Genomic DNA, 19,977 nt, shown 5'->3' with positions numbered 1-19,977 from the left:
AATTCTCAAATTGAGACAATAAAAATATATTTTTTTTTAATTAATTAACATTCTATTCATAAATATTTTAATTTTTCTTTTATTTTTCAGGGTTAGAAGCCCTATCTTCGCATCAATATTTCATAAAATATCATAAAAAATTAATAAAGATATCTCCCAAAATGATCGTCAAGCCTTCAAAAATATCTCTTCCTTTAAAACTTACCTTTCTTATTTTTTCAATGGTTTTAAACTGTATGGGACTTGTGATTCTGCAGTTGTCTGAAGAGAAAATCACTTACGGAGAACTGGGATTATTAGAGTCTTTTAAGGATTTACCTATTGCTTTTATTTCGTTTTTTGCAGTAAGTTTTATTAATAAAACCGGACCTAAAAAGGCATTGATTTTAGCTTTAACCATTGTTGGACTCTGCTCTTGCATTCTTCCATTTGTAGAAGTTTTCTGGTTTTATAAATTATGGTTTGCTATCATAGGGGCCTGTTTTGCCATTGGTAAGATCTGTGTTTTTGGGATCATCAGGAATAATATTTCGGATGAAAAATCCCTGGCAAAAACTATGAATAATGTGGAAGCTTCTTTTATGATCGGAATTTTCGTGGTAAATACCGGCTTTGGGTGGGTCATTTCCAGTCAGTATTCAGAATTCTGGAAATTTGGTTTCTTATTAATTGCTTTATTATCCGTGTTTACCATTTTTCTGCTTTCAAAGATAGAAATAGTGGAATCTAAGCCTATGGAAAACAAAAGTATTCTCACAGAGCTCTCAGGATTTACCACTCCTGCTGTAGCTTTATTTTTAGGGGTAGTGTTCTTTATTGTCTTTGTAGAACAGGGATTCAATTCATGGCTTCCTTCTTTTTACAAAAACCATCTGAAAGTGAATTCTTTTTTTGCTCTTCAGGCTACTTCTTTCTTATCCCTTTTTTCTTATGCCGGAAGAACAGCTACTGCCAATATTATCAAAAGATTTGCACTGCCAAAATACTACATTACATGCATGGCTCTGATCATCACTTTACTCGTAACTATCGTTGGCATACAATATTTTGAATCGGAAGATTCAAGAATGCTTCTTTTTTTGTTTCCGGTTATTGGACTGTTCCTTTCACCACTCTATCCTGTTATCAACTCGAGAATGATTGCTCAGGTGGATAAAGATAAAATCAACCTGTTCACATCTCTAATTGTGATTTTTTCTTCCCTAGGAAGCTCTGTCAGTTCAATTATTATGGCCGTTTTATTTGAAAAACAGCTGTTAAATTACTATCCATTATACATCTTATCCTCTGTAATTCTGCTTTTTGTGATTAGTTTAATATATTTTACTGTCACAAATAGAAAATAGTTTTATTTTTACTACCATGAAAATCAAAGACACAAAAAGTAAAGAAACGCTTCGGGAACTTATCGATACTAAAGATTTCGTAGCGCATATTTCTGTAGACTGCACCATATTCGGCTTTCATAATAACATTCTGAAAGTTTTGCTTTTAAAATATCATGATCTGGATCTATGGTCTCTTCCAGGTGGTTTTGTTTTCAATGACGAAGATCTTAGAGAAGCTGCTGAAAGGGTTTTGTATGAAAGAACTCATCTTAAAGGTTTATTTTTGAAACAGTTTCACACGTTTGGAAGAATAGACCGTACAGAAAATAATGTTCATCAGATTCTTCTTCAAAATAAAGGAATAGCTGTTCCTGAAGACCACTGGATCTTCCAGCGTTTTGTGACAGTAGGCTATTGCAGCCTTATTGATTTTTCATTGACAGATACTTTTCCTGATGCTTTCAACGAAAGCTGTGAATGGTTTGAAGTGAATAACCTGCCCAAAATGGCATTCGATCATGACAGAATCATAGAAACCGGTCTGGAATACCTCAGAATGAATATCAATACGGAAGTTGCAGCAAGTAACCTGCTTCCGGAAAAATTTACCATGAAAGACCTTCAGGCTCTTTATGAAACTATTTTAGGACAGAAATTCAGAAGAAATAACTTTCAGCGAAAAATTTTAAGTTTAAATATCCTTGACAGAATGGAAAAGCTCTATGACGGCTCAGCCAATAAAGCCCCTTATCTGTACAAATTTAAAACTGAAGTTCATAATTCTACCAATCAGTATCCCATCTCAAATGATGAGGAGTCATAAAAATATAAATTTAACCCCAATCACCCATAAAGTAGTATTATATATCTGAAAACCAATATCAAAATAAGTTGCTAAAAAAACTTTTCAGACACCACGAAAAATGCTACTTTTAACCAAATCAAAAAATCATGTCATATTATCCTCTTACAAGCATCCCTGATTATTACGGAATTGATGCTTTACTTACTGAAGAACACAAACTAATCCGCCAATCTGTAAGAGACTGGGTTGAAAGTTTTGTAATGCCGCAGATAGATCAGGCCGCACAAAATCATACAGATATTCCTAATCTGATGAGAGAATTGGGGAAAATCGGGGCATTGGGACCTTATATCCCTGTTGAGTATGGCGGTTCAGGATTAGACCAGATTTCTTATGGTCTGATTATGCAGGAATTGGAAAGAGGAGATTCTGCAGTACGTTCTGCTGCTTCGGTACAGAGCTCTTTGGTAATGTTTCCTATTAATGAATTCGGTTCTGAAGAACAGAAAAAGAAATATCTTCCTAAGCTTGCTGTCGGAGAAATGATCGGATCTTTTGGATTGACAGAACCTAACCACGGTTCAGACCCAAGTTCTATGGAAACTTATTTTAAAGATATGGGAGATCATTATCTTTTAAATGGTGCTAAAATGTGGATCACAAACTCTCCTTTATGCGATATCGCTGTGGTATGGGCGAAAAATGAGGAAGGAAAAGTACAGGGATTAATCGTTGAAAGAGGAATGGAAGGTTTTACCACTCCTGAAACACACAATAAATGGAGCTTAAGAGCTTCTAAAACGGGAGAACTGGTATTTAATGATGTAAAAGTTCCGAAAGAAAACCTTCTTCCTGGAGTAACCGGACTGAAAGGACCTCTTTCTTGTCTGAACTCTGCAAGATACGGAATCTCATGGGGGGTAATCGGTGCTGCTATTGATTGCCATTGTACTGCTGTTCAGTATTCTAAGGAAAGAAAACAGTTTGGAAAGCCAATTGCTTCTTACCAGCTTCAGCAGAAAAAATTAGCTGAATTCTTAACAGAGATTACAAAAGCTCAGCTATTATGTCTTCAGTTAGGAAATCTTAAAAATGCTCACAAAGCAACTCCAGCTCAGATCTCGATGGCTAAACGTAACAACGTAAATATAGCTATTGAAATTGCAAGAGAATCAAGACAGATCCTTGGTGGTATGGGAATCATGGGTGAGTTCCCAATGATGAGACATGCTGCGAACCTGGAATCTGTAATTACTTATGAAGGAACTCATGACGTTCATTTGTTAATCACTGGTTTAGATATTACAGGAATTAACGCTTTCTAAAAAAAGACAAACATATAAAGAAAGAGTCTGGCCAATCGTCAGACTCTTTTATTTTACTCACTTTCCGGAGAATTGATATTCAGTGAATAATTATTGATGCTATAATATTTTTGTTAATTTATTAAAGTTATTACCTTAATGAACACAAAAAACCATCAATATGAAAAAAATTACGACTTTTTTATTGGGTCTTGCGGCCCCATTTTATTTTGCGCAGCAAGCTGGTGATGTTGTAAACGCCGAGCAGAAACTGGATCTTACTCCACAGGGAGTTATCAATTTCATTGCCAATAATCTTGGCGATCAAAACGCACCGGAATTTGCCAGCTATCTGAACAGCTTTAATATTGGCCTGAAAGGATATAAGATCACTTATTACACCAAAAATGAAAACAATGTACTTGTAAAAGCTACCGGATTACTTATGTATCCTAATGTACCCTTCAAACTTTCAACTGTGGTATCAGATCACGGAACAACGGACAGCAGAGATAATGTTCCTTCTAATTTTAAAGGAGCTTTAACTGCAGGATTTGTTGTAGAACTATCTTATGTACTCAACGGCTATATTCTAATGGCACCTGACTATGTAGGTATGGGATCTGGCGACGGAGTCCATCCTTATGTGGATTACGCTACAGAAGCTGGTGCTACCATTGATTTCGTTACTGCTGCCAATAAAGTATTAGCACAATTGAACATTAAACGTTATGACGAATATTTCTTAGCCGGATATTCCCAGGGGGCACATGCTGCTATGTCTACATTAAAAAGATTAAGCATTTCAAATCCCAATAATCTAAAATTCAAATATGCCTATATGGGAGATGGGCCATATGATTTCTCTGGAGTAACGCTAAATAAAGGAGTTCTGGAAAAAGATATTTATCCGTTTACTTCATTCCTTGCTAATGTTCTTCATACATGTAACAACACAGGATATAAAACCTATACTAACAACATTTCAGAAGTTATTTCTGCGGAATATCTCGACAAATACAACTATCATGTTGTTCAGGATAATGGTGGACTTTTATGGGGGCCTGTCATATGGAGAAAGCTCTTTACAACCAGCTTCGTGAATGATGTTACCAATAATCCCAATAACAAGCTCAGGCTATGTATGAAACCTAAGGATGTATATGACTGGTATAATAAAACACCTATGACATTGGGACATTCTACAATAGATCTGGCTATTCCGCCAGAAAATACTTCTAAAACCATTGATGTTCAGCGTGGATATTATCCTTGGTGGGATCTGAATAAATATAAACTGGATTCTTTCTACTGGGGACCACTAGGGCATGTAGGTGGAATTCTACCATTCACTTTAGCATCTAATGCGAAGTTCAATACGTTGAGAAGCGGCGGACTTCTTAATGAATGGGCTATTGCCGGATCAATTTTCGGTAAGCAATCGGCAAAGAAAACTTCTGACAAGCCTACCCTTTTATCCTCACAGATAAAACCAGATTTAGGCAGCATGCAGCTGGTTGAAATTACTGATTTCAATAAAGAAAAAGCGCAGAGCAGAGCAGCCAATGACCGCAATTTATCAACTTTAAAAGACGGCGTTTATTTATTAAAAGTATCAGAAAACAATGAAAACAAAATAATCCCGTACATCAAAAATACCCCTAAAGAAGTTGCTGAAAACGAAATCGTACAATCTGTGAATACATCAGTTCTCCAATTAAAAGTAGATCAGGAAGAACTTACTGCCGTGAATATTTTTGATGAAAATAAAATCCTGATCAAAAGTATTTCCCAAAAACAATATCGTGAAGCCGGAGGAATCAATATTCAGGATCTGGAAAATAAAAACTATACGTTTGAGGTAGTTACACCCTATTATAATCTTCAGTTCAGTAAAGCTGTTGGCGGTACTCCATCACTGGAAAACAATATCGATATCTATGTCCAAAAGCAACAAATTCTTGCCAGATCCAGCAATGACATTAAAAGCATTAGCATCTATAGTATTTCCGGTACTCTGATTGTTCAACAGGAAGTAAACAAACCGTTGTTTGAATCCAGAAGCCTGGAATCAGGAGTATATCTGGTGCAGATTACCCTTTCCAATGGAAAAATTATTAATAAAAAAGTAAAACTCTAAAGACAATCCTCTTCAATAATCTCATTTCAAGTTAATTTTTGGCACTTCAGCGATGAAGTGCTTTTTTATGTGTATGAATAAAAGGATTTTTTAATATCTTCCAAATTGATACGTTATTCTTTAAAACTTAAAGCCTACACTGAAATAGATTCTTGAAAAATCAAGTACGTTATTTCTTGAAATATTAAAACTGATAGGACCTATAGCAGATTCATAGCCTAAATTCAATCCATACCCAAATATATCAAGGCTCTGATTAAAAGGAGAAAACTCATCACTCACTTTGCCATAGCTAACTGAAGGGGTAAGATAGAGCTTTTTCATAATTCTATACTGAAATGATAGGGCTGCCTTAGCAACCGACGTCACTGGAAGCTCTTTCTGACGAAGACCATTGAATTCAGGGCTTAGCATATCATCGTTATATTCACTCCCGCCGAGATCATATTTCTGATTTAGGAAAAGATACGGAATATCATACTCTCTTTCTTTGCCAAAACTTGCTCCTAAAAACACGTTTGCCTTTACGGTCAGTCTTCTTGTAATCGGATGATAGAAATTTTCATTTAAAGTAAAAGAGATTAGGTTTCTAGGTCGGAAATACCCTTCCGTTTCAGGATTTAGTATAAGATTTAAAATGGGTTGCACTGTTTCCAGATCATAAAGCTTATACCTGTCACCATAATATAATCTTGTGCTCACCTGAAGATGGTTACCTTTTGTTGTAAAGTATCTTTTATTAAGACTGTTCTGTTCAAACTTCAGAAAGGTGTTGAAATTGCTATGGTCATATAATTTATTACTGTAATTATCCACTTTTGCCTGATCTACTTTATCCAGTAAACTATACATTCTTTCTGTACTGAACTCCGTTCCCAATGACAGGTATGCATTAGGAGTAATATTATAATTAAGAGCTATCTTTCCGGTGATATTACGGTATATATTGTTAGGAAAGCGGTCACTGCCATTTTCATTGATAGAATACAGCCTAAAGTTCAAATCGTTACTTTTAAGATTAATCATTTTAGCCTCCAGATCCAACCACAAACGATCTCCTTTATCCAGGAACTGCTGATAGGCTAATTTAGCCTTAAAACGTTCGGAAATATCTACCGTTGCCAAGAATCTTGATCTGTTCAGAATAATATTCCTGTAGGTGTAATTAACAATAATTCCAACCGACTGTTCCGTATCATAATGCAGAGCCAGCTTGAAAGCTCCTTTTTTTGCTCTTTTTACAAAAATATTCATTACAAGTCCGTCGTTTGTATTTGTGTAAGTATAATATACCTTTAGATACTGGCGCATTCCGAATACCCTGTCTATTGCTTCATTAATGGTTTTCACATCGTAATATTTACCTTCTGTAAGTCCCATCTGCCTTTTCATCACTTCAATCTCTGCAGAATCTGTCATAGGAGTACCATCTTCTTCATTAAAAGTGAATTTCACAGTAGGCAATTGAACTTCTTCAATCATCCTGTGTTCATACTTGATTCCTAATTTTCTTTGAGCTTCTGCCAAAGCCACAAACTCAGGAAGATGCTTCTTTGCCTCAATCTCTCCTATTCTAATAATCTTTCTGAATTTATCAAAATCTTTTGTTGTAATCTCTCCTAATGGATTTACGAAATCTACGAGGATGTTAGACAATTCTTTTTGATGCTTAAAATCTTCCACTGACCGGATGGCATGAGTCTGATAAATCATTTTCATCGGATTCTCAATTTCTTTTTTGGTAAAAAGCCTGAAACCGGTATACCCTCCGATTACGAAATCGGCTCCCATCTCTCGAACCTCGTTGGCTGGATAATTGCGATCCAATCCACCGTCTACCAGAAGCTTTCCATCAATATAAACAGGTGCAAAAGCAGCGGGAATCGCCAATGTGGAACGAATAGCCAATGGTAAGGATCCTTCTTTCTGCATCACCAGACCTCCATTTTCAATATCGGATGAAGTAAGCTGAACAGGAATTCTTAGTTTACTGAAATCGTTAATGTGTTTGGCGTTGAAAGTAAGCGTATTAAGAACCTCACCCATGTATTGACCCTCAATATAAGAACTTGGAAGTGTAGGAATTCCTTTCACTACCGGAAACTCAAGGATATATTTATCGTATTCGTCTTTTTCGCTGATATTGATTTTATTATAAGGGATTTTGTTACTTAGAATTCTACCCCAGTCCATCTTATATACTGTCTGTTTAAGCTGGTCAGCATTATATCCCATCGCATAAAGACCCCCCAAAATACCTCCCATACTGGTTCCTGTAATATAATCAACTTTGATTCCCAGTGAATCAATCATTTTCAGAATACCAATGTGTGCAAACCCTTTCGCGCCACCACCACTCAGAGCAAGACCAAATTTGGTATCTTTAGTTATATTCTGAAGATCAAGAGAGTCTTTTTTTTGCTGAGATTTGATAATAAAAGAAATGGCTATAGCTAAGAATATCAAGATTTTTTTCATTTATATGCTTCTTCTGGTGTTTAATTTAAATCTTTAAAGTTTCCAAGAGTTAAAGATACACAAAAAACACACCCATATAATTTACATTATCAACAAAGTAAATAATCCTAACTCAGCCTATTCATCGAGAATAAACAAAGATTTAAACGCAACTAAAACTAAAAATTTTTAATACGTTTTTATAGTTTCCACGAAATTTATATCCGGATTCAGTATTTCAAGAATAAGACTTTTGACAGATTTCATGGCATCATCAATATTTCCTTTGTCAAATTGTAGAGAAACCATGCCCTTTTTAGCATCGGCAAAACTCCAGATTCCTGTTTCAATCGGGAAGCCCCAAAACTCCGGAAGATGCTGCACAACGTAATGATAAATACAAAGCTGAAGTGCCTGTTTTCTGTCGCTGTTATGAAAATATCCATCTACATTATCCTGATCAATTTTTACAGTAAGATTTTTGATCTTGGCCGTTTTATAATCAATGATTCTTAGCGTTCCGTTCAGTTTATCAATTCTGTCAATATATCCTAAGAATGAAATTTTATCATTTCCATCAAGAGGAAAATCTATGTTTTCAAACTTTCTTTCAATATCTACAATCTCCAGTTTGTTGCCTTGTTTTATGAGTTCAAGATCATGATTCAGGACATTTTCAATTACTTTTTTGGCAATGGCTTTATGGATGTAGTTCATCCCTTTTTCATAGAATTCCGGCTGATGTTTCAGCTTTTCAATGGCAATATTTATATAGTGATCTATTGCTTTAACTGAATTCTTTAAATCACTTTCTTTTAAAACCTTACCCTTTAATACCTCATACACTTCTTGAAGCGAATAATGCACCAAATTCCCGTAATTCTTTACGGACAGCTCTTCCTCAATTTCATCCGTTTCCGAGGTATTCAAAATCTTGGAAAGGTAAAAATCAATCGGATTATAGAGGTAGCTTGTAAGATGGGAAGCTGATACTTTTCCTTTCCATTTCTGTAGACGTTCCTGTACAATCTGCGTCTTTGTAATTTCGATCGGTTTGGTCGCAATAGGTTCGGAAGAATTTTCAATAATCAGATGTTCAATATCATGAGAACTCTCCATTTCTATCTGTGTAATAAACCTACTCTTTTCCCCTGTATTCACTCCCGAACTTAATGCATTGTACAGTAAATGGACGTTTTTCGCATCCTGAATCAGCCTGTAAAAGTGATACGCATAAATGCTGTCATTTTCCAGAAAAGTATGCAGATCAAAGAATCTTCGGATATCAAAAGGAATATAGGTATTCTGTGAGTTTCCAAGGGGAAGTTTTCCTTCATTGACGGAAAGCAGAATAACATTTTCAAAATTCAGTAGACGTGTTTCCAGCAATCCCATGATCTGTAAACCTCTCAAAGGCTCTCCTTGAAAATCGATACTCTCAGAGTTGATATGCTGGTTGATCAGAATTTCCAGCGTTTCCATTTTGATCTCAATATTGTAAGGAGTCAGCTGGTTTTTGATGATTCTGAATGCATTTTCAAAGTGAGAGACATTCTCATACTGAATATCATCTATTTCGAGCCATTTTACCTGCTGGCAGAACTCAATAAGCATATCCAGATATCTATTTGTTCCCGGAGCTTTCTGAAGAAGTCTAAAGTAAGACAAACCACTCAGCAGCTCTTGTAAAAGCTTATTAGAGATATAAACGATATTCCGCTCTTCTACTTTGGCTTTAAAATCATTGATAACCTTTTCATCTTCTACAGATTTCGGCAGCTCTTCCAGGATTGGAAAAACATCTCTGTAATAGTAAGAAGACTTATTTTTTTCCAATTGTTTCTGCAGATAAAAAAGACGTTTAACCGCATTGGAAAAAGATAAGTTCTTCAACGGGAATCCCATTGTAATATTCAAATTATCAACTCCATGCATTACGTCAAGACTTGCAGGAAGAAGATTTTCGTCCAGCAATACTACTGCAGTATTGGAATAGGTTTTATTATTGATCTCTTTAAAGATCTCAGGCAGTACTTTGGTCTGGGTAACATTCCCGGAGACTTCGTACACCTTAATTTTTTTAGGTTGATTAAAATCGTCTTCTATCCATTGGAAAGCTCTGTTATCATCAAATTCTTTCCATGTTTTATGATTTCTAAGGAATTTTCCGGCTTCCTGTCTTTCATCATCAAAATAATAACGGTCTGCCTGAAAAAAGCACTGTGCTTTATTCCACTGCAAAAGACTTCTTACCAGTTTTTCTTCTACCGGGGTAAAGGCATTGAACCCACAAAAAACAAACTCTTCTTTAGTGTTTTTAGCAAAATCAATAATTTTGGCTTTGGCGGCCTCATGAATCATTCCCGAAGTTGCCCAGTTTCTTTCCTGCAGCCTCTCCTTTAAAACAGGGAGAAAAACGTTCATATTCTGCCAGAAATTAAGGAATTTCTTTCTCGGGACATCATCATCCTCACCTAAGTCCTGGGCCCATTCTTTGATCCTCTCTTCATCAAACATATATTGAAGAACAGCCTGATCGCTGTCTGAGAACTTGAGAATATCATCCCAATCCTTTTGGAGTGTAGGAAACCACTTCAGAAAGTCTGAAAAATCATCTCTTGGAATAAGATTCAGACTTCTGTATACATCAAATGAAAAAAGCCACAGCGGAATTCCCTGAATAGGCTGCTGATCGGCAATTGTATTGATAAGTTCTTCTACTGTAAAAAAGTTGGGCAGAAACCCAGAATAATTATTTTCCTCTAAGATCTGTCTGATAAACACAATGGGACGTTTTCCGGGCAGAATGATATTAAACGCAGAAAGATCCGTGTTTTGGGCTAGCAGTTCGTGGATGATCTTATTGAGGAATTTCAATTGGCTTGGTAGCTTTTTAAGTTGTCTAGTTGTTCAGAAATGGTATCGTTATATTCAGCCTGTTTTTCTTTATCTATTCCATGGCGGGTATCTCTGTCATAAGCCATCTGGAAGTTTTTATAATCTACGGATATTCCATCATAAATAGTTTGGAAATATTTATTATAATCTCCTGATGTTCTGATTTTTTCAGCAACTACCTTCCTGAATTTTCTCACAAATAATTCTGCAATATCAAAATGCTTCTGCTCATGCAACAGAATATAATCATCCATTCTTTTGACATCTTTCCAGGATTTTTCTTCGTGAAACAGGGTCTTAATCGTAATCGTAACAGGAGCCTTTGGATCTGAAGATTTTTTAGAGTAAAATTCCCAGCCACAATGGGTGTATGCTGCTACATCAGGATTCTTTTTCTTGTTAACAGGACTCTTAAAGTTATCCCACGTCAGTTTTTTTCCTTCTTCCCAGATAATTTTCTGTCCGGCCACAGCCTGAGCTGCCAATAAACACAATACAAAAGTCAATCTCATCATTCCACTACAATTGTTTTGGTAATCCAATTATTCCCTCCATTCCAGAATTTAAAAGTATAGGTTCCTTTTTTCTGCGGACTGAAGTTGATTTGATTTGCTCCCACATAATTTCCCTGTGTACAAGGTCCGTTTGTAATATATTTGTAGGAAGTTACGGTTCTTTCCAGATTATTGTTGTAAATATAATCATATCCGTAAAATCCTTCGCAGTGAGACGGATAGGTGGAATAAGTCTTTATGCTCTGTATTGCAAAAACATCCATGGTATCATTGACGATTTTCACACTGTCTATTTTGATTTTATCAATAGACTCAATCGTATGGTAATCGTCATCATTACACGAAACCAGAAGCACGCTCAACACGAATACTGAAAATCCAATATTTAAAAGTTTTTTCATAACCTTTACTTTTCTGATTATTAACAAATATTAGCAAAAATTATTCCTTATTTATATAAAATTAAGAATTAAAATTACCTTTTGATACATAAACTACTTTTTTAGTATCAAAAAATTCTTCATCAAAATAGTGTTTAAGATTAAAAATTTCACATTTAAGTCCGGCTAGTTCTTCTGCAAGATCGCCGCCTTTCAAATATAAAATCCCGTTATGTTTAGCGTTAAACTGTTCTTTTTCAAATTTCCCTTTCAGCCATCTTAAAAATTCCGGCATTTGGGTTACTGCTCTACTGACTACAAAGTGGAATTTCTCTTTCAGTTTTTCCGCTCTTCCGTGGATAGCCGTTACATTGGTCAATCCTACACCTTCTGCTACAGCCTGTACCACACTGATTTTCTTACCAATAGAATCAATTAGAGTAAACTCAGTATCAGGAAAAAGAATCGCTAAAGGAATTCCAGGAAAACCGCCTCCTGTCCCGATATCCAAAACTTTGGTTCCCGGTGCAAATTCCATCACTTTTGCTATTCCCAAAGAGTGTAGAATGTGCTTTTCATACAGCGATTCCATATCTTTTCTGGAAATTACGTTGATCTTTTCATTCCATTCATTGTACAGATTTTCCAATTTTGAGAATTGTTCTTTCTGTTTTTCAGTAAGATCCGGGAAATATTTTAATAGTAACGATGCAGACATGTGAATTATTATAAACCGCAAAAATAAGTTTTATTTCTCTTGTATTCAAATCTACTTTTCCTGATCCGACTGTAAACTCAGCTTTTCTGTACAATCCGTTACTTCGCAATTCCCGGAATTACTGGGACACTCAGGTTTCCTGACTGATTAATTGACTGTACAGCAAAAATATAATTGTCCTTCGAAAGCGGAACCTTCATGGAAAGCTCTGTTGTAAATATTTTTTTCTGCCATACCGGACTGTCCGTTTCCCTTGCCAACACATAATATCCTGCAGGTGTTCCTGATTTTGGTTTTTCCCAATGCAAAGTTGTTGAGTTCGTCAGTTCTTTCACCTCCATTTCTACTTTTTCCGGTTTCGAAGTAGATTTTGCAAGATTAGCCAGTACAGCAATATTGGCAGCAACATTCTTTTTCAGATATTTAAAATCAATAAATTCGGGAAGATCACCGTATTTCTTATTGTTTTCTGTTCTTATATCCTGATGCTGATGATCGTAATTTTCATAATACTCAGTGAGTCTCACGGAAGGAAATCCGTTATTCACAAAGCTGGTATGATCTCCTCCACGCAAAAATCTGTCATTTCTGTAGATCAGTTTGATCTCCAGCCCTTTCACATATTGTTCTGTAATTTCTTTGATATAACGGGCCAGCTGTCTGGATTCACTATCGTTTTCAAAACCCAGATTCCTGATCGTCATTGCTTTTTTATCGAGGTCTTTGTAAGGCATACCTTCACTGAATACACGAAGGATACGGGTATTAATTTCTCCAGTTTCTCCAGCTTTGGGATTACCGATCATATCATTGTTCAGAACAGCTTCCAATTGTAAATTTTCTCTTTTAATCTTTTCTGCCAACTGTTTAGACCCCAATAACGATTGTTCTTCGCCTGAAAAAGCTACAAAGATGATGGATGCCGGAAACGAAGATTTACTCAATATTCTCGCAGATTCTATAACAGCACTTACTCCACTGCCGTCATCATTGGCTCCGGGTGCTATAGAAGTCCTGTTCATCACATCGGTCACTCTTGAGTCAAGATGTCCTCCGATCAGGAAGATTCTTTTATCATTTGGGTCAGTTCCTTTCAGAAAAGCGACAGCGTTTCCAAGATTTACTACTTTATCAATTCGTTTTCCATCGGGCTGAAGATCTTCCTGCTGAAGATAGACTTCCATTCTACCTCCGGAATTTTTAGCATAATCATTGAACTTTTTAATCACCCAGCTTCTTGCCGCACCTATTCCCTGCTTAGGATCATCCGTTGTACTTAAAGTGTGCCTTGTTCCAAAACTCACCAGTTTACCAATATAAGCCTTTAGCGAGTCTTCATTCACCTGCGAAACATACTTCTTCACTTCATTATCTTTTGAATATCTCTGAGAGAAGACAGTACAGGATATCAATAACAAAAAAACGGAATATTTCATAGGATAAGTCTTAGATTGTTTAAAGATACAAAACCATAGGATTAGTATCTAGTTTTTTATTTTAATGAAGTTCACTATCGGTTAATATCTGCTAAAGCGTAAAAAAATATATAATGCTCCAAAACAGGTTAAATTTGGTTAAAACCTGATAAAAATCTTCTCACCTAACCCACTTTTATTACCCCTGCAAGGCGTTTTTATTATATATTTGTTAAAATTCAAAAAAATACAATGGATAGACTTTCAGATAGAGTAAAAAGATTAGGATACTCCCAGACATTCGTAATGTCAAACAAAGCCAGAGAAATGAAAGCCAACGGAATAGATGTGATCAGCTTAACTCTTGGCGAGCCGGATTTCGATGTTCCGGACAATATCAAACAGGCCGCTTTCGATGCCATCAATGAAAATTACAGCCACTACTCCCCTGTTCCGGGATTTCTGGAACTGCGTGAAGCTATTGCATATAAATTAAAAAGAGACAATAAACTGGAATACAAACCTACCCAGATTTGTGTTTCAAATGGTGCTAAACAGGCTATTATTAATGTTTTGGCAGCCATTATCAATGACGGCGATGAAGTTCTTCTCCCTGCGCCTTATTGGGTAAGCTATGATGAAATGGTAAAAATGATGGGAGGAACCTCCGTAATGCTCCCTGCCTCTTATCTTACTGATTTCAAAGTAACTGCAGAACAGATTGAAGAAGCTATTACTGAAAAGACCAAAGCTATACTTTTCAGTTCACCATGTAACCCTTCAGGAGGATATTATACTTACGACGAACTAAAATCTATCGCAAAAGTGATTGCCAAGTACCCACAGGTAACGATCATTTCCGATGAGATTTATGAATATATCAATTACGAAACTAATACTACTTCTATCGCTCAATTTCCGGAAGTATATGAACAAACAGCTGTTATCAACGGAATGTCAAAAGCATTTGCCATGACAGGATGGAGAATCGGATATTCTGCATGTCCGGAATGGCTGGCAAAAGCATGTGAAAAAGTACAGGGGCAGATGACCAGCGGAGCCAATACCGTAGCACAAAGAGCATCCATCGTTGCCCTAAAAACAGATCCTTCCGAATACAAATATATGATTGATGCTTTCAAAAAAAGAAGAGATCTTGTATATGAACTCATCAAAGAAATCCCAGGATTCAAAGTATTGCTTCCAAAGGCAGCATTCTATTTCTTCCCGGATATATCGCACTATATCGGTAAAACCCTTAATGGGACAGAAATTAATAACTCTGATGACTTTGCCATGTTTCTTCTTGAAAATGCTCATGTAGGATGTGTAGGTGGATTCTCTTTCGGAAGCCCGGAATGTATCAGATTCTCTTACGCTGCTTCTGAGGAAGATTTGAGAGAAGCGATGAAACGAATCAAAGATTTACTAGCTCCATTCAATTAATCAACTAACCATCAACAATAAAACACAACAGCAATGAATCTGTTAAAAAAACTAACCATCGCTACAAGTATTGCCGCAGCAAGTTTTGCAGGACATGCTTTTGGCCAGGATTTCCAATGGAAAGAAGCTAATTCTAATGGCTACAAGTACAAATACGTAACCAATGACCCTACTTCCGCAAGGTACTATACCCTGAAAAACGGATTAACGGTTATTTTGAGTCCAACAAATAAGGATCCGAGAATACAAACGTATATTGCCACAAAAGCAGGAAGTAAAACTGACCCTGCAGACCACACCGGTCTTGCCCATTATCTTGAGCATATGCTTTTCAAAGGAACCAATCAGTTTGGATCTAAAGATTGGGCGAAAGAAAAACCTCTTTTAGACCAGATTGATGCTCTTTACGAAAAGTATAATCAGACCAAGGACGAAGCCAAGAGAAAAGAGATCTACAAAGAGATTGATAAAGTTTCTGGAGAGGCTGCAAAATTTGCAATCGCAAATGAATACGACAAAATGATGGCTGGTATGGGAGCTGACGGAACCAATGCCTTCACTTCCTTTGAACAGACAGTGTATACAGAAGATGTACCTGCCAATGTTCTTGACAAATTTCTTGCTGTACAGGCTGAAAGATTCAGAGAACCAGTTTTAAGATTATTCCATACAGAGCTTGAAGCTGTATATGAAGAAAAAAACAGATCTCTTGATGATGACGGAGATAAAGTTTTTGACACCATGTTTGCAAACCTTTTCCCTAACAACAATTATGGAAAGCAAACAACCATCGGAACTATTGAACACCTGAAAAACCCTTCCCTGCACGCGATCAGAGAATACTATAACAATTATTATGTTCCCAATAACATGGGGATCATCATGTCAGGAGACTTTAATCCGGATGAAGTCATTGCAAAGATTGACAAGGCTTTTTCATACATGAAGCCTAAAGCAATTCCTGAATACAAAGTAGGACAGGAAAAAGCGATCACTACCCCGGTTGTAAAAGAAGTTGTAGGACCAAATCCTGAAAATGTAATGCTTGGTTTCAGATTTCCGGGAGCATCTACCAAGGACGCAAGAATGCTGAATCTTGTCGGAAATATGCTTACCAACAGACAAGCGGGATTAATTGATCTTGATTTGGTAAAAAAACAAAAGTTACTGGGCGCTTATGCAGGATCTTATGCTTTAAAGGATTATTCCGTTTTACTTTTACAGGGAAAACCTACTGAAGGACAATCTCTGGATGAAGTAAAGAATCTTCTTCTACAGGAAATTGATAAATTAAGAAAAGGAGATTTTTCTGATGATCTTATCCAGTCTATCGTTAACAACGAAAAGAAAGGAATTATTCAGAAAGATGAAAAATATTCGTCAAGAGCAAGCATTCTGATGGATGAATTCACTTCAGACATTGACCACAAAGCATCATTGGAATATGTGGACGAAATTTCAAAACTTACCAAGAAAGATATCATGGATTTCGTATCCAAATATCTTCAGAATAACAACTACGTTGCAGTTTACAAAAGAAAAGGGGAAGATAAGAGTATTGTAAAAGTTGACAAACCAACTATTACTCCGGTTTCCGTTAACAGAGAGGATCAGTCACCTTTCCTTAAGAAGATTGATGAAATGCCTGAAAACCCTATCGCTCCGGTATGGTTGAACTATGACAAAGACATTGCGAAAAACAAATTAGCTGATGTAGATGTGCTTTCTGTAAAAAATACAGACAATGCATTATTCAGAATGTACTATCACTTTGATTCAGGAAAATGGAATAACAAAATTCTTCCATTGGCTGCCGAATACCTTCAATATCTGGGAACTAAAGACAAATCTTCTGAAGTTATCAGTAAAGAGTTCTACAAACTGGCTTCAAGCTTCAATGTAGGAGCCGGAAATGAAGAAACGTATGTGTCTCTTGAAGGTTTAAATGAAAACTTCGATAAAACGATTGCTTTATTTGAAGATCTGATTAAAAATTGTCAGGCAGACCAGACCGCTCTTGATGCTTACAAAACAAGACTGAAAAAAGCCAGAGCCAACGCTAAGCAAAACAAAGGAACCATTATGGCTGGATTAAGAAGCTATGCTCAATATGGTGCACAGAATCCTTTTAACAATGTACTAAGCGATGCTGAACTTGATGCATTAAAAGCTGAAGATCTGATCAATGTTCTTCATGACTTGTTTAATTTCAAGCACAAAGTATTGTATTACGGTCCAAAGTCAGGAAACGAAGTAGTAGCATCTTTACAACCTGTTCACAAACTTCCTGCAACTCTGAAAGATCTTCCTAAGTCTAAAACGTTTGCTCAGATCCCAACAGATAAGAACAAAGTATTATTTGCACACTACGACATGGTGCAGGCAGAAGTTTTCTGGGTAAGAAATTCTGACCAATACAATCCTTCTATGACTCCTACGGTAAGTTTATTCAATAACTATTTCGGAGGAGGAATGGGATCTATTGTTTTCCAAACCATCAGAGAATCAAAAGCGCTGGCTTATTCTACCTACTCTTATTTCGCACTTCCAAGCAAGAAAACAGATAAGGATATGGTTATGGCTTATGTGGGAACACAGGCAGATAAATTCAATGAGTCTACAACGGCAATGAATGAGCTTCTGACTACCCTTCCAAAATCTGAGCAGTTATTCGAGACAGCAAAAAGCGGATTGAAAAAATCAATTGCTTCTGAAAGAATCACTCAGGACGGAATCATCTTCTCTTATCTGAAGTCTCAAAGACTTGGAAACAATTTTGATATGAGAAAGAATGTCTATGAACAGGCACCAAAACTGTCTTTCACAGATATCAATTCTTTCCACGATAAGGAAATGAAGAACAAGAACTATACTTACTGTCTCGTTGCATCTCAAGACAAAGTGAATGAGGCCGATATGAAAAAATTAGGCGAAGTAAAAAAACTTAATTTAACTGAAATATTTGGTTATTAAAATAAACAAAAAGCCCTGATGTCAGGGCTTTTTTATTTAACAACCCACCAAAAACAATTATAGATTTTATTTATCGATTTTAGTTTGTTTGATAGATGAATCTTTTATATATTTGCAATAGAAATTTAAATATAAAAACAGAAAATTATGTCTTTAGTAGGAAAAAAATTCCCAAATTTAACAATCGACGCAATGTCTGAAATGGGTGACGATTTAAGAATCAACATCCTTGATGAAGCAGTAAACAACCAGCAAAAAGTTCTTTTATTCTGGTACCCTAAAGATTTCACTTTCGTATGTCCTACTGAGCTTCACGCTTTCCAGGAGGCTTTAGGTGAATTCGAAAAAAGAAACACTAAAGTAATCGGTGCATCTTGTGATACTAACGAAGTACACTTCGCTTGGTTGAACACACCAAAAGATAACGGAGGAATTGAAGGAGTAACTTACCCACTTTTAGCTGATACTCACAGACAATTAGCTAACACATTGGGAATTGTTGATCAGGATTTTGAATATGATGAAGATGGAAACGAAGTTTTCACAGGTTCTAACGTAACTTACAGAGCTACTTACCTTATCGACGAAACTGGAAAAATTTTCCACGAAGCGGTAAACGATATGCCTCTAGGAAGAAACGTAAAAGAATTCTTAAGATTAATTGACGCTTACACACACGTACAAAAGCACGGTGAAGTATGCCCTGCAAACTGGGAAGAAGGAAAAGACGCTATGAAAGCTGACAGAACTTCCACAGCAGAATACTTAGCGAAGAACTAATATAATGTGTTAATTTGAAAATGAGATAATTTGAATATTGATCTCAGGATTAATAAAAATTATCTCATTTTCTTCTTTACAAAACATTAGCACATTTTCAAATTAACAAATTTTCAAATTACAATCATGTACACAGAATTAACCGAAGATACATTACAAAATATAGTTAACGACAACGAAAAAGTAGTTGTTCAGTATGGCGCAACATGGTGCGGAAACTGCAGAATCATGAAGCCGAAATTCAAAAAATTAGCCTCTGAAAATGATTCTATCCCATTTTTATATGTAGATGCTGAAAAGCTTCCTGAAAGCAGAAAATTAGCAAAAGTAGACAACTTACCTACTTTCGCCATCTTTAAAAACGGAGAACTAGTGAACCAGGTTCAATCTAACCAGGCAGAAAGTTTAATTAACCTTTTTAACGAATTAACATAATGAAATTACCCGTAATCAGACAGTTTTATCAGAATCAGACTCCTGAAAACCTTGAAAAAACATTAGAAGTACTGGAAAGTTTCTGTGAATTCAGAGGAACAAGTGAAGAAGATCTGAATGTTGCAGGAGAATTGATTACCAATATTTGCGGAGCTTTAGAAGTTCACGCCAACGTACAAAGCGGAATGAGTGAAAAAGATGCTTTAAACTCTTTTGCTCAGAAGGTTTTAGGATCAATCGACAAATAACATCTTTCGATTATTTTTAATCAAAAGACTGCAAAAACACAAACTATACAATACCTGAGGTTTTCCTCATTACTATACTTTTTTCTATTCTTTAAGAATCTTTTATTTCAACTGTAAAATGTACTTCAAAGGACT

The 19,977-nt window shown here is 36.0% G+C and carries 15 protein-coding genes; 9 read left to right on the top strand and 6 right to left on the bottom strand.

The window, feature by feature from the left end; translation table 11 throughout:
• Positions 1 to 161 precede the first annotated feature (161 nt).
• From ACM6F9_RS16940 to ACM6F9_RS16925, 4 genes are all read left to right on the top strand, one after another.
• Entirely contained in the window at positions 162 to 1,346 is a 1,185-nt protein-coding gene (locus ACM6F9_RS16940; RefSeq protein ID WP_414846793.1) for an MFS transporter, read from the top strand.
• 16 nt (positions 1,347 to 1,362) lie between these two features.
• A complete protein-coding gene (locus ACM6F9_RS16935; protein ID WP_414846792.1) occupies positions 1,363 to 2,151 on the top strand; it encodes an NUDIX hydrolase in 789 nt (262 codons plus the stop codon).
• Between the two features lie 128 nt (positions 2,152 to 2,279).
• Complete coding sequence (locus tag ACM6F9_RS16930; protein WP_414846791.1) at positions 2,280 to 3,458, top strand: acyl-CoA dehydrogenase family protein; 1,179 nt, start codon at positions 2,280 to 2,282, stop codon at positions 3,456 to 3,458.
• 160 nt (positions 3,459 to 3,618) lie between these two features.
• Entirely contained in the window at positions 3,619 to 5,577 is a 1,959-nt protein-coding gene (locus ACM6F9_RS16925) for a T9SS type A sorting domain-containing protein (RefSeq protein WP_414846790.1), read from the top strand.
• A gap of 120 nt (positions 5,578 to 5,697) precedes the next feature.
• On the opposite strand, the gene ACM6F9_RS16920 is transcribed toward ACM6F9_RS16925, so the two are convergent.
• The 6 genes from ACM6F9_RS16920 to ACM6F9_RS16895 form a co-directional block, all read right to left on the bottom strand.
• Entirely contained in the window at positions 5,698 to 8,055 is a 2,358-nt protein-coding gene (locus tag ACM6F9_RS16920) for a patatin-like phospholipase family protein (protein ID WP_414846789.1), read from the bottom strand.
• 168 nt (positions 8,056 to 8,223) lie between these two features.
• Positions 8,224 to 10,911, bottom strand: coding sequence for a PD-(D/E)XK nuclease family protein (locus ACM6F9_RS16915; protein WP_414846788.1), 2,688 nt, complete (start codon positions 10,909 to 10,911; stop codon positions 8,224 to 8,226).
• Positions 10,908 to 11,447 (bottom strand): DUF922 domain-containing protein, encoded by a 540-nt coding sequence (locus tag ACM6F9_RS16910; RefSeq protein WP_414846787.1) that lies wholly within the window; start codon positions 11,445 to 11,447, stop codon positions 10,908 to 10,910. The genes ACM6F9_RS16915 and ACM6F9_RS16910 overlap by 4 nt, the downstream gene beginning before the upstream one ends.
• Positions 11,444 to 11,848, bottom strand: a complete 405-nt coding sequence (locus tag ACM6F9_RS16905) for a hypothetical protein (protein ID WP_105703409.1) — start codon at positions 11,846 to 11,848, stop codon at positions 11,444 to 11,446. Before ACM6F9_RS16905 ends, ACM6F9_RS16910 begins: the two co-directional genes overlap by 4 nt.
• A gap of 61 nt (positions 11,849 to 11,909) precedes the next feature.
• Positions 11,910 to 12,545, bottom strand: a complete 636-nt coding sequence (gene rsmG, locus ACM6F9_RS16900) for a 16S rRNA (guanine(527)-N(7))-methyltransferase RsmG (protein WP_414846786.1) — start codon at positions 12,543 to 12,545, stop codon at positions 11,910 to 11,912.
• A 98-nt stretch (positions 12,546 to 12,643) separates the two neighbouring features.
• On the bottom strand, positions 12,644 to 13,981 hold the full coding sequence (locus tag ACM6F9_RS16895; RefSeq protein WP_414846785.1) for a M20/M25/M40 family metallo-hydrolase: 1,338 nt from the start codon (positions 13,979 to 13,981) through the stop codon (positions 12,644 to 12,646).
• Between the two features lie 231 nt (positions 13,982 to 14,212).
• Between ACM6F9_RS16895 and ACM6F9_RS16890 the strand changes: the two genes are divergently transcribed.
• The 5 genes from ACM6F9_RS16890 to ACM6F9_RS16870 all read left to right on the top strand — a co-directional run bounded on the left by ACM6F9_RS16890 (position 14,213) and on the right by ACM6F9_RS16870 (position 19,842).
• Positions 14,213 to 15,406: a pyridoxal phosphate-dependent aminotransferase gene (locus tag ACM6F9_RS16890; protein WP_414846784.1), complete on the top strand. Its 1,194-nt coding sequence runs from the start codon at positions 14,213 to 14,215 to the stop codon at positions 15,404 to 15,406.
• 33 nt (positions 15,407 to 15,439) lie between these two features.
• Positions 15,440 to 18,379 carry an insulinase family protein gene (locus ACM6F9_RS16885; RefSeq protein ID WP_414846783.1) on the top strand — a complete coding sequence of 980 codons (2,940 nt, stop codon included), beginning with the start codon at positions 15,440 to 15,442 and terminating at the stop codon, positions 18,377 to 18,379.
• A 147-nt stretch (positions 18,380 to 18,526) separates the two neighbouring features.
• A complete protein-coding gene (locus tag ACM6F9_RS16880; RefSeq protein WP_034698496.1) occupies positions 18,527 to 19,159 on the top strand; it encodes a peroxiredoxin in 633 nt (210 codons plus the stop codon).
• Positions 19,160 to 19,285: 126 nt separating this feature from the next.
• Positions 19,286 to 19,594, top strand: a complete 309-nt coding sequence (locus tag ACM6F9_RS16875; RefSeq protein ID WP_343658190.1) for a thioredoxin family protein — start codon at positions 19,286 to 19,288, stop codon at positions 19,592 to 19,594.
• Positions 19,594 to 19,842: a DUF6952 family protein gene (locus ACM6F9_RS16870; RefSeq protein WP_123939986.1), complete on the top strand. Its 249-nt coding sequence runs from the start codon at positions 19,594 to 19,596 to the stop codon at positions 19,840 to 19,842. Before ACM6F9_RS16875 ends, ACM6F9_RS16870 begins: the two co-directional genes overlap by 1 nt.
• Positions 19,843 to 19,977: the final 135 nt, after the last annotated feature.

The sequence above is a fragment of the Chryseobacterium sp. IT-36CA2 genome, assembly GCF_949767875.1.
Classification (GTDB): domain Bacteria; phylum Bacteroidota; class Bacteroidia; order Flavobacteriales; family Weeksellaceae; genus Chryseobacterium.
Note: the sequence above shows the minus strand (reverse complement) of the source record. Positions and strands in the feature narration are given on the sequence as shown.

Excerpts from the sequence above, each read along its gene's own strand:
- ACM6F9_RS16890 (WP_414846784.1), top strand. The coding sequence starts at position 14,213 with ATGGATAGACTTTCAGATAGAGTAAAAAGATTAGGATACTCCCAGACA.
- rsmG (WP_414846786.1), bottom strand. The coding sequence starts at position 12,545 with ATGTCTGCATCGTTACTATTAAAATATTTCCCGGATCTTACTGAAAAA.
- ACM6F9_RS16895 (WP_414846785.1), bottom strand. The coding sequence starts at position 13,981 with ATGAAATATTCCGTTTTTTTGTTATTGATATCCTGTACTGTCTTCTCT.
- ACM6F9_RS16870 (WP_123939986.1), top strand. The coding sequence starts at position 19,594 with ATGAAATTACCCGTAATCAGACAGTTTTATCAGAATCAGACTCCTGAA.
- ACM6F9_RS16940 (WP_414846793.1), top strand. The coding sequence starts at position 162 with ATGATCGTCAAGCCTTCAAAAATATCTCTTCCTTTAAAACTTACCTTT.
- ACM6F9_RS16905 (WP_105703409.1), bottom strand. The coding sequence starts at position 11,848 with ATGAAAAAACTTTTAAATATTGGATTTTCAGTATTCGTGTTGAGCGTG.
- ACM6F9_RS16920 (WP_414846789.1), bottom strand. The coding sequence starts at position 8,055 with ATGAAAAAAATCTTGATATTCTTAGCTATAGCCATTTCTTTTATTATC.
- ACM6F9_RS16880 (WP_034698496.1), top strand. The coding sequence starts at position 18,527 with ATGTCTTTAGTAGGAAAAAAATTCCCAAATTTAACAATCGACGCAATG.
- ACM6F9_RS16925 (WP_414846790.1), top strand. The coding sequence starts at position 3,619 with ATGAAAAAAATTACGACTTTTTTATTGGGTCTTGCGGCCCCATTTTAT.
- ACM6F9_RS16930 (WP_414846791.1), top strand. The coding sequence starts at position 2,280 with ATGTCATATTATCCTCTTACAAGCATCCCTGATTATTACGGAATTGAT.
- ACM6F9_RS16910 (WP_414846787.1), bottom strand. The coding sequence starts at position 11,447 with ATGATGAGATTGACTTTTGTATTGTGTTTATTGGCAGCTCAGGCTGTG.
- ACM6F9_RS16935 (WP_414846792.1), top strand. The coding sequence starts at position 1,363 with ATGAAAATCAAAGACACAAAAAGTAAAGAAACGCTTCGGGAACTTATC.
- ACM6F9_RS16875 (WP_343658190.1), top strand. The coding sequence starts at position 19,286 with ATGTACACAGAATTAACCGAAGATACATTACAAAATATAGTTAACGAC.
- ACM6F9_RS16885 (WP_414846783.1), top strand. The coding sequence starts at position 15,440 with ATGAATCTGTTAAAAAAACTAACCATCGCTACAAGTATTGCCGCAGCA.